This is a genomic window from Variovorax soli NBRC 106424, from assembly GCF_001591385.1.
In the GTDB taxonomy this organism is placed as follows: Bacteria; Pseudomonadota; Gammaproteobacteria; order Burkholderiales; family Burkholderiaceae_C; genus Variovorax; species Variovorax soli.
The window spans coordinates 1-10,164 of the sequence record NZ_BCUU01000141.1 but is presented as its reverse complement, the minus strand read 5'-3'; the positions used below and the strand labels follow the sequence as shown (position 1 = coordinate 10,164).

Here is a 10,164-nt window from a genome sequence, read left to right as displayed (position 1 = left end):
CGGCCGGCGCTTGGGCGCGGCGGCCTCGCCGGCAGCGGACACCTCTTCGGGTGCGGGTTCGGCCTGCGGCGCGGCCTGTTGCTCGGGCACCGACTCGGGAACGACGGGTTCTTCTGGGGTCATGATGGAATTCCGGAGGGCGCGACGCCCGAGGCGCCGTCGTCGTCTTCTTCGTCAGACGACTCGGGCAAAGCCGGGTCGTTCGAGGCCAGCGCGTCTGTCGCCACGCCGGCGGGGATGGGTTCTGGGGTGTGTTCTTCGAACGAAGTGGCGGGAGGCTCGGCGGGAACGCCCGGTTCTTCTTGCGCGGCGGCTTCGCCGAAAGATTCCGGCGCCGCCTGGGCCTCGGCACTCGGCTCCTCGATCGGGAGCGCCGCCTGCTCGGCGACCATGGCACCGGCCAGCGATTCGGCATAGCCGCCGCCCTGCTGCGCCGGCGATTCGATCAGCGGCAACTGGTCGAGCGACTCCAGCCCCAGGTCGTCCAGGAACTGCTTGGTGGTGGCATACAGGGCCGGCCGGCCCACCGTCTCGCGGTGGCCGATGACCTCGACCCAGTTGCGGTCTTCGAGCTGCTTGAGGATCTGCGAGTTGATGGTGACGCCGCGGATGTCTTCCATGTCGCCCCGCGTGACCGGCTGCCGGTAGGCAATGATGGCCAGCGTCTCGAGCGCGGCGCGGGTGTAGCGCGGCGGCTTTTCGGGGTGCAGGCGGTCCAGGTGGTCGCGCATGTCGGGGCGGCTCTGGAAGCGCCAGCCGCTGGCCACGCTGACCAGTTCCATGCCGCGCTGCGTCCACTCTTCCTGCAGTTCGCCCAGCAGAGTCTTGATGGTGTCGGCGCCGAGCTCGTCGTCGAACAGCACGCGCAGCTCGCGCACCGGCAGCGGCTGGGCCGAACAGATCAAGGCGGTTTCGAGAATGCGCTTGGCATCCGCCGTATTCATGGTTCGCGTGGATCCAGGATAAGCGCCGACAGGCGGCGCGGTCAGATGGAAGGACGAGGGAGGCGTTGCCGCCGCCCGGGGCGTGTGTGCAACGCGGGGGCCGGCCTGCAAGGGCCGCCAAGGCCCAGGGGGCCTGTCACGCGCGATTGTAGTCCAGCCCCCAGGCGCGCATGCCGGCCAGCAGATCGGCGGGCGGCTGCGAGCTGAAGGACAGGGCCTCGTGCGTCACCGGATGCTCGAAAGCCAGCCGGTACGCATGCAGCGCCTGGCGCCCCAGCTCGGGGGTGACCGCGCCGCCGTAGAGGACATCGCCCACGAGCGGATGCCCGATGGAAGCCATGTGCACCCGGATCTGGTGGGTTCGCCCCGTCTCGAGGGTGCAGCGCACCAGGCAACCCTCGTCGCAGCCGTCCAGCCGCTCGATCAGGGTGCGCGCCGGCTTGCCTGCGTTGCGCGCCAGGTCGACCACCGCCATGCGCAGCCGATTGCGCGGATCGCGCCCGATCGCCGCGTCGACATGACGGGTGGCGGCCCCCTGCCAGGCCCGCTGGGCCAGCGCCAGGTACTGGCGGGTGACGGTGCGCGCGCCGATCATCTGGACCAGGGCATCCATGGCGGCCCGCGTGCGCGCCACGACCATCAGGCCGCTGGTGTCGCGGTCGAGCCGGTGCACGATGCCCGCACGCGGCAAGGCGGCTGCCTGCGGGTCGAGCGCCAGCAGGCCGTTGAGCAGCGTGCCGCTCCAGTGGCCGGGCGCGGGGTGCACCACCAGGCCCACCGGCTTGTCGATCACGCGCAGGTGCGCGTCCTCGTAGACGACGCAAAGGGCCATTGCCTCCGGCTTGAACGCCTGGCTCTGCGGCGTGGGGCGCAGTTCGATCTGGCCCGATTCGCCCGCCAGCACTGAGGCCGAAGGCTTGGTGACCACGCGGCCCTTCAACTGCACGGCGCCGGCCTCGATGAGCTGGCGCAGGTAGTTGCGCGAGAACTCGGGGATCAGTTCGGCCAGCACCCGGTCCAGGCGGTCCTTGTGGTGTGTGGCCGGAATGCTGAATTCGCGGATTTCGCTGGGCTGCTCCGGATCGCCCTGGGCCCAGGCGTCGGCGCCTTCGTCCAGGGGGTCGGTCGATATAATTAAGGGCTCCTGATTCACGAAAGCTTCTAGTGATGTTTCGCACCAAATTATCGGCTGTCCCCTGCTGGATCGCGCTGGCTGCGACGGCGCTGCTGGCAGCCGGATGCGCGAGCGACAACGTCGACAAGACGGCCAACTGGAGCCCCAACAAGATCTACTCCGAGGCGAAGGACGAAGCAGACTCCGGCGCCTACGACAAGGCCGTGCCGCTGTACGAGAAGCTGGAAGGCCGCGCCGCCGGCACGCCCCTGGCCCAGCAGGCACAGCTCGAAAAGGCCTACGCGCAGTTTAAGGGCGGCGAGCGCCCTGCGGCCATCGCCACGCTCGACCGCTTCATGAAGCTGCACCCGGCCAGTCCGGCGTACGACTATGCGCTGTACATGCGCGGCATCGTCAACTTCAACGACGACCTGGGCATGTTCTCGTCCTTCACCCGGCAAGATCTGTCGGAACGCGACCAGAAGGCGGCCAAGGAATCCTTCGAGTCGTTCAAGGAACTGGTCACCCGCTTCCCGGCATCGCGCTACGCACCCGACGCACGGGCGCGCATGAACTACATCGTCAATTCGCTGGCGCAGTACGAAGTGCACGTGGCGCGCTACTACTACTCGCGCGGCGCCTACCTGGCGGCCATCAACCGTTCGCAGCTGGCGATTTCCGACTACCGCGAGGTTCCGGCGGTGGAAGAAGCGCTCTACATCATGGTGCGCTCCTACGACGCCCTGGGCATGACGCAACTGCGCGACGACACCCAGCGCGTACTCACCACCAACTATCCGCAGAGCCAGTACCTCAGCAAGGGATTCCGTTCCAAGGACGACCCCTGGTGGAAGCTTTGGTAGCCCCCCGGCTTTTCACTGTGCTTCGCTCCGTGTAACTCCACGCCCCGAGGGGGAGACCCCACCTAAGGCCCGGCAAAGCCGGTTCCTTGGTCCGGGACTGGCATGAACTCCTAGCCGTGCTGGAGATCGGCCAGGGCGGCGTCGAAATCTGCTTCGCTTTCGAGTCTTCTCATCCCCGGCACGGCCGACAGGAGGCGCTTGCCGTAGCTCATGGCCGTGAGGCGGGTGTCGCAGATGGCGAGCACGCCGCGGTCTCGTTCGGTGCGGATCAAGCGGCCCGCGCCCTGCTTGAGCGCCACGGCGGCCTCGGGGATGAAGTACTCGTTGAAGGCGCTGCGGCCCTGGCTTTCCAGGCGCTTGGAACGGGCCTCCACCAGCGGGTCGTTCGGCGGCGGGAAAGGCAGCTTGTCGATGACCACCAGCTGCAGCGCTTCGCCGGGCGCGTCGAAGCCCTCCCAGAAGGACGCCGAGGCCACCAGCACGCAACCCGGGCGGCCGTGGTCCGCGCCTTCGCGAAAGCGGTCCATCAGCACGCGCTTGGGCAGCTCGCCCTGGACCAGCACTTCCAGCGCATGCGCCGCATCGCCTTGCTCGAACTGCCGGCGCAGGTCGTCGCCGATGGCGCGCAAGGCGCGCAGGGTGGTGGTGAGCACCAGGGTGCGGCCGCCGAGCAATGCGGCGCCCCGCCCGGCCAGCCTGGCCACCTGCGCGCTGTGCGCAGGGTCGTTGGGCTTGGGAAAGTTGCGCGGCACGTAGAGGGCCGCCTGTTCCAGGTAGTCGAAGGGGCTGGACACGCGCAGCACGGTGGCGTCTTCCAGACCGCACGGTTCGGTGAACCAGCGCAGCTGCGGCTCGTCGCCCAGGGTGGCGGAGGTGAAGATCCAGCTTCGATTCGGCGCGCCCTCCTCCTTGGGCGCATCGCTCTTGAGCATGCGCCGCTTCACCGCCTGGGCGATGTCCAGCGGCGACTCCACCAGCCGCAGCTGATTGCCCACGTCCACCCAGCGCACCGACTCCGGCGCACAGGGCTGCGCAAAGCGCTGGCCGCGGCTGGCGAGTTCGATGGCGCGCTCGTTCAGGCGCACGAAATCGGGCGAGAGCTCGCTCACCATCGCCAGGCCGTCGGCCGCATGCTCGAAAGCCTGCTGGAGCGCTTCGAGCGCGTTCTGCCAAGGCCCGGGGTCGATGCCTTCTGGCGCCGCATCGGTCCAGCGCAGCTTGGTGCCCGGCCATTGCCTGCCTGCCGAAAGCCGCAGCTCGCGCGCCGCGCGCTCGACGCCCGCTGCCAGGGTCTGCCAATCCACCAGGCCGCGCGCATGCTGCAGCCCCGCAGCCAGCAGGTCGCGCGAGAAATCCAGCGCCTGCGCGCTGCCCAGCTGCACGCCCAGGAACTGCACCCCGGTCTCGTTGAGCTGGTGCGCCTCGTCGAACACCACCACGCGCACCGACGGCAGCAGCTCCGCCATGCCCGACTCGCGCACCGACAGGTCGGCGAAGAAGAGATGGTGATTGACCACCACCACGTCGGCCGCGAGTGCCTCGCGCCGCGCCAGGTTGACGTGGCAGGCGCGGAACTGCGGGCACTGCGCGCCCAGGCAGTTCTCGCGGGTGGAGGTGACCAGGGGAATGATGGGCGAGCGCTCGTCCAGCCCCGGCAGTTCCGCCAGGTCGCCGGTGCGGGTCGCCTGCGACCACTGTTCGATCTTGGCCAGGGCCCGCTGCGAGACCCGCTCGGGCGACGCATCGCGCCGGGCCAGCTCGAGGCGATGCAGGCAGAGGTAGCTGGCCCGTCCCTTGAGCAGCGCCGTGCGCACCGGCAGGCCGAGCGCTTCGACCAGTCGCGGCAGGTCGCGCCCGAAGAGCTGGTCCTGCAGCGCCTTGGTGGCGGTGGACAGCAGCACCCGTTCGCCGCTCAGCAGCGCTGGCACCAGGTAGGAGAAGGTCTTGCCCACGCCGGTGCCCGCCTCCACCACCAGCGGGCCGCCCTCTTCGATAACCTGCGCCACCGCCAGCGCCATGCGCGTCTGCCCGTCCCGTTCGCGAAACTGATCCGCGGCACGAGACAGTGCGCCTCCCTGCGCAAAGACTTCGCGCACACGGTCTTCCAGAGAAATCATCAAGCGGGCTCTTGCGGGTCCAGTTCGCGTTCGAGCCGGGCGATCTGGTCTCGCAGAGCGAGACGGCGCTTCTTGAGCCGCCGCAGCAGCAGTTCGTCCGGCGGAACGGTCTCGGCCAGGCGATCGATGGTGGCGTCCAGGTCCGCATGTTCCATGCGGCATTCGATCAACTGGCGAGCGGTGGAGTGGAGATTGGAATCCAAAGTTGCGCCGCGCTCACACTGGGGTGAGGCGCGGACCCTGTTCGCTTGATAATAGTCCAATCACCCTGACGCAAGAAAGGCACTCAGCGCCACCGGCGCCTGCCGCACCGATGACACGAGGCTTTCGATTAGCTGCCGCCAGCGGCCTGCACCGCGGCGACCGCCCCTACCAGCAGGACCAGGTCATGATGATCGGCCACCCGCATGCCAAAGGCTGCCTGCTGGCCGTGGTGGCGGACGGCATGGGCGGGCGAAGCGGCGGCCGCAAGGCCTCCGACCAGGTGCTGATGACGGCGCGCCAGCTCTTTGCCAAATACTCGCCCGAGACCGACAGCGCGAGCCAGCTGCTCAAGCAGGTGGTGGAAGATGCCCACACGGTGATCAAGCTCACGGCGGTGTCGGCCGAGCAGGAGCCGCACAGCACGGTGGCGGCCTTCGTGATGAACCCGCGCGGCGAATGCACCTGGATCCACGTGGGCGACTCGCGCATCTACCAGTTTCGCAACGGCCGGCTGGTCAAGCGCACGCTCGACCACTCGTATGTGCAGGCGCTGGTCGATCGCGGCGAGATCACCGAAGACCAGATGGATGAGCACCCGCAGTCGCACATCCTGCTGGGCTGCCTGGGCATGTCCACGACGCAGCCGCCCATTGACATCCACACCATCGACCACCTGCGGCCGGGCGATGCCATCATGGCCTGCAGCGACGGCCTCTGGCACTACTTCACCCCGGAAGAAATGGGCGCCTTGATCGCCGAGCGCAACCCGCGCGAATCGGTGGAGTTGCTGATCGAAGAAGCCCGCACGCGCGCCCGGGGTACGGGCGACAACATCTCCGTGGCCATTCTCAAGCTCGAGCCGCTGCCCAAGGGCCAAGGCTGAGCCGAGTCTTTCGCTACGAAGGCCTCAAGGCGGCGTCGGCAGCGGCGCCGCGCGCGGCTTGGTGCGCTTGGCGTTGCGCTCCTCGAGCTCCGCACGGTCCTGCTCAGCCTGCTTCAACCGCTCTTCGTAGCGCTGTCGCTCCGCTGCATCCTGCGTGCGGCGCTCGGCCGCCTTGGCCTGCTCCTGCGCATGAGCGCGCTGCTTGTCCTCGAAGGCGCGGCGGTTGGCAGCGGCCTCCGCCTCCTTCGCGCGTCGGTCGGCGGCATGTTCCGCCGCTCGCTGCTCGCGGTCCTGCTGCGATTGCAGCGCCTGTTCGCGCTTGGCGGCGTCTTCGGCCGACAGCGCGCCCTTCTGCTCGAGCCGCTCCAGCTCGGCCGCGCCGCGCCGCTTGCGCTCGGCGTCGTTGATGGCGGCCTCCTGCCGATTCAGGACTTCCACCTGCGCGCGGCGCTTGCGCCGGGCATCGTTGAGGCAGTCCTGCACCGCGAACTTCTGGTAGCAGACGGCGCGGTCCTGGTCGTAGCGCGATTCGATCGCCGTGCGCTCGCCAGCGATGCGCGACTTTTCGATGGCGTCCCGATCCTCCTGGCTCGCGGGTGCCTGGCCCCAAGCGGGCCAGACCACGACGGCCAGGAGACAGGAAAGAATGAACCTTGACTTCATGTAATGCGGGTGTCGACCGATCGCGGCTCCAGCGCCAGGAACTCGGCCGACTGCATTTCATGCAGCCGCGAGATCGTGCGCGGAAACTCGTGGGCCAGGGGTCCCTCGGTGTACAACTGCTCCGGGGGGACGGCCGCCGACATGATGAGTTTGACACGCCGGTCGTACAGCACGTCCACCAACCATGTGAAGCGGCGGGCTTCCGAGGCCATGCGCACCGGCATGTGCGGCACATCCGACAGCAGCACCGTGTGGAACTGGCTGGCGATTTCCAGGTAGTCGTTCTGCGAGCGCGGCCCGCCGCACAGCGTCTTGAAGTCGAACCAGACCACGCCGCCGGCCTTGCGCCGCGCCCGGATTTCGCGCGCCTCGATGTGCAGCACCGGGTCCTCGTCGTCGGCCTTCTCGGCCAGGCGGCGGAAGGCGTCGCGCATCTCCTTGTCGGCCTCGGCGCCATTGGGCGTGAGGTACAGGCGCACCTGCTCCAGCGTGCGGCGCCGGTAGTCGGTGCCGTTGTCCACGTTGATGACTTCCAGCCGCTCGTTGAGCAGCTGGATGGCCGGCAGGATGCGGTCGCGGTGCAGGCCGCCCGGATACAGGTCGTCGGGCTTGAAGTTGGAAGTGGTGACGAAGCCCACGCCGTTCTCGAACAGCGACACCAGCAGCCGATGCAGGATCATCGCGTCGGTGATGTCGGCCACGTGGAATTCGTCGAAGCAGATCAGCCGGTAGCGCCTGGCCATGCGCCGGCCCAACTCGTCCAGCGGATTCACCGTGCCCTGCAGCTCGGCCAGTTGCCGGTGCACCTCGCGCATGAACTCGTGGAAGTGCAGCCGCGTCTTGCGCGTGACCGGCACGGCCGAGAAGAAGCAGTCCATCAGGAAGCTCTTGCCGCGCCCCACCCCGCCGTACATGTACACGCCACGCGGGATGTCGGGCCGGTTGATCAGCTTCTTGAAGGCGTTGGAACGCTGCGCCTTGTACGCCACCCAGTCCTGGCAGCAGCGCTCCAGCGCATCGATGGCGCGAAGCTGCGCGGGGTCGCTCTGGAAGCCCCGCGCTTTCAGCTCCGCCTCGTAGACGGCGCGCACCGAGTGGATGCGGGTGCCGTCCGTCACGCTCTGAAGGTCCACGCCTTCTTGCTTCTCAGAAGTTGAGCGTGCGCTTGTCGACCGCCAGGGCGGCTTCCTTGGTCGCTTCGCTCAGGCTCGGATGGGCGTGGCAGATGCGGGCGATGTCCTCGCTGCTTGCCTTGAACTCCATCGCGACAACGGCTTCGGAGATCAGTTCGCTGGCCATCGGGCCGACGATGTGCACGCCCAGGATCTCGTCCGTGGCAGCGTCCGCCAGGAACTTGACCATGCCGGTGGTGTCGCCCAGCGCCCGTGCGCGGCCGTTGGCCAGGAACGGGAAGGTGCCGGCCTTGTAGGCACGGCCGCTGGCCTTGAGCTGCTGCTCGGTCTGGCCCACCCACGCGATCTCGGGCGAGGTGTAGATCACCCACGGGATCGTGTTGAAGTTGACGTGGCCGTGCTGGCCGGCAATGCGCTCGGCCACGGCAACGCCCTCTTCCTCGGCCTTGTGCGCCAGCATGGGGCCGCGCACCACGTCGCCGATGGCCCAGACCTTGGGCAGGTTGGTCTTGCAGTCGTCGTCCACCACGATGGCGCCGCGCTCGTCGAGCTTGAGGCCCACGGCCTCGACATTCAGGCCGATGGTGTTGGGCACGCGGCCGATGGAGACGATCAGCTTGTCGACGTCCAGGCTCTGGGCTTCGCCCTTGGCGTTTTCGTAGGCGATGCTCACGCCCTTCGCGGACGACTTCACCTCGCCCACCTTCACGCCCAGTTCGATCTTCAGGCCCTGCTTGTCGAAGGCCTTCTTGGCTTCCTTGGCGATCTGCTCGTCCACCGCACCCAGGAAGGTGGGCAGCGCTTCGAGCACGGTCACCTCGGCGCCCAGGCGCCGCCACACCGAACCCATCTCCAGGCCGATGACGCCCGAGCCGATCAGGGCCAGCTTCTTGGGCACGCTGCCGATGCGCAGGGCGCCGTCGTTGCTGAGGATGTTCTCTTCATCGAACGGCGCGCCGGGCAAGGCACGGGCATTGGAGCCGGTGGCCACGATGACGTGCTGGCCCACGATGGTCTCTTCGGAGGCACCGCTGACCTTGATCTCGTAGCCGGCGTCGGTTGCCTTGACGAAGGAGCCGCGGCCGTGGAACGACGCCACCTTGTTCTTCTTGAAGAGGAACTGGATGCCGTCGTTGTTCTGCTTGACCACCGTGTCCTTGCGGGCGAGCATCTTGGCCACGTCCAGGCCCAGGCCTTCGACCTTGATGCCGTGGTCGGCAAAGTGCTTGCCGGCGTGCTCGTAGTGCTCGGACGATTGCAGCAGCGCCTTGGAGGGAATGCAGCCCACGTTGGTGCAGGTGCCGCCCAGGGCGGGGCCGCCCTTGGCGTTCTTCCATTCGTCGATGCAGGCCACGTTGAAGCCCAGCTGGGCCGCGCGGATGGCGGCAATGTAGCCGCCGGGGCCGCCGCCGATGACGACGACGTCGAATTGCTTGTCAGCCATGACGCCTCTCCTTAGATGTCAAAGAGGAGGCGAGCGGGATCTTCCAGCGCTTCCTTCATGGCCACGAGGCCCAGCACGGCTTCGCGGCCGTCGATGATGCGGTGGTCGTAGCTCATGGCCAGGTAGTTCATCGGGCGGATGACGATCTGGCCGTTCTCCACCACGGCGCGGTCCTTGGTGGCGTGCACGCCCAGGATGGCCGACTGCGGCGGGTTGATGATGGGCGTGGACAGCATCGAGCCGAAGGTGCCGCCGTTGCTGATGGAGAAGGTGCCGCCGGTCATCTCTTCGATGCCGAGCTTGCCTTCCTGGGCCTTCTTGCCGTACTCGGCGATCTTCTTCTCGATCTCGGCGAAGCTCATCTGGTCGGCGTTGCGCAGGATGGGCACCACCAGGCCGCGCGGCGAGCCGACGGCGATACCGATGTCGAAGTAGCCGTGGTAGAGGATGTCGTTGCCGTCCACCGAGGCGTTGAGCACCGGGAACTTCTTGAGCGCATGCACGGCCGCCTTCACGAAGAAGCTCATGAAGCCGATCTTCACGCCGTGTTCCTTGGTGAACTGGTCCTGGAACTTCTTGCGCATTTCCATCACCGGGGCCATGTTGACCTCGTTGAAGGTGGTCAGGATGGCGTTGGTGGCTTGCGACTGCAGCAGGCGCTCGGCGATGCGGGCGCGCAGGCGGCTCATGGGCACGCGCTGCTCGGGGCGGTCGCCCAGGTTTTCCTTGGCGGCGGGGGCGCTGACCTGCGGCAGCGCGGTCTTGGGCGCGCCGGTGGGAATCTGCACCGCCGGGGCGG

At 67.9% G+C, this 10,164-nt stretch carries 10 protein-coding genes; 2 read left to right on the top strand and 8 right to left on the bottom strand.

Features of this window, described 5'->3' with window-relative positions; translation table 11 throughout:
- Window positions 1-119: 119 nt before the first annotated feature.
- The gene (scpB, locus tag VSO01S_RS24585; protein ID WP_068645406.1) at window positions 120-944 is read right to left on the bottom strand and encodes an SMC-Scp complex subunit ScpB; all 825 of its coding nucleotides are present in this window, start codon (window positions 942-944) and stop codon (window positions 120-122) included.
- Between the two features lie 136 nt (window positions 945-1,080).
- Complete coding sequence (locus VSO01S_RS24580) at window positions 1,081-2,097, bottom strand: RluA family pseudouridine synthase (RefSeq protein WP_153305418.1); 1,017 nt, start codon at window positions 2,095-2,097, stop codon at window positions 1,081-1,083.
- Window positions 2,098-2,111: 14 nt separating this feature from the next.
- On the opposite strand from VSO01S_RS24580, the gene VSO01S_RS24575 reads away from it, so the two are divergent.
- Window positions 2,112-2,921, top strand: a complete 810-nt coding sequence (locus VSO01S_RS24575; RefSeq protein ID WP_068645405.1) for an outer membrane protein assembly factor BamD — start codon at window positions 2,112-2,114, stop codon at window positions 2,919-2,921.
- Window positions 2,922-3,031: 110 nt separating this feature from the next.
- Here VSO01S_RS24575 and yoaA read toward each other — a convergent pair whose 3' ends face one another.
- Together yoaA and VSO01S_RS24565 are read right to left on the bottom strand one after the other, a co-directional pair.
- Entirely contained in the window at window positions 3,032-5,038 is a 2,007-nt protein-coding gene (yoaA, locus tag VSO01S_RS24570; protein WP_068645404.1) for a DNA repair helicase YoaA, read from the bottom strand.
- Entirely contained in the window at window positions 5,038-5,241 is a 204-nt protein-coding gene (locus VSO01S_RS24565; RefSeq protein WP_068645403.1) for a DUF465 domain-containing protein, read from the bottom strand. The genes yoaA and VSO01S_RS24565 overlap by 1 nt, the downstream gene beginning before the upstream one ends.
- A 110-nt stretch (window positions 5,242-5,351) precedes the next feature.
- Between VSO01S_RS24565 and VSO01S_RS24560 the strand changes: the two genes are divergently transcribed.
- Window positions 5,352-6,125 carry a PP2C family protein-serine/threonine phosphatase gene (locus tag VSO01S_RS24560; protein WP_068645402.1) on the top strand — a complete coding sequence of 258 codons (774 nt, stop codon included), beginning with the start codon at window positions 5,352-5,354 and terminating at the stop codon, window positions 6,123-6,125.
- A 24-nt stretch (window positions 6,126-6,149) separates the two neighbouring features.
- On the opposite strand, the gene VSO01S_RS24555 is transcribed toward VSO01S_RS24560, so the two are convergent.
- The 4 genes from VSO01S_RS24555 to odhB all read right to left on the bottom strand — a co-directional run.
- Entirely contained in the window at window positions 6,150-6,788 is a 639-nt protein-coding gene (locus VSO01S_RS24555; RefSeq protein ID WP_068645401.1) for a hypothetical protein, read from the bottom strand.
- Entirely contained in the window at window positions 6,785-7,921 is a 1,137-nt protein-coding gene (zapE, locus tag VSO01S_RS24550; protein WP_373282929.1) for a cell division protein ZapE, read from the bottom strand. The genes VSO01S_RS24555 and zapE overlap by 4 nt, the downstream gene beginning before the upstream one ends.
- 13 nt (window positions 7,922-7,934) lie before the next feature.
- Complete coding sequence (gene lpdA / locus VSO01S_RS24545) at window positions 7,935-9,365, bottom strand: dihydrolipoyl dehydrogenase (protein WP_068645400.1); 1,431 nt, start codon at window positions 9,363-9,365, stop codon at window positions 7,935-7,937.
- A gap of 11 nt (window positions 9,366-9,376) precedes the next feature.
- Window positions 9,377-10,164: 2-oxoglutarate dehydrogenase complex dihydrolipoyllysine-residue succinyltransferase (gene odhB / locus VSO01S_RS24540; RefSeq protein ID WP_084242097.1), on the bottom strand; the 788-nt coding region annotated here is incomplete at its 5' end.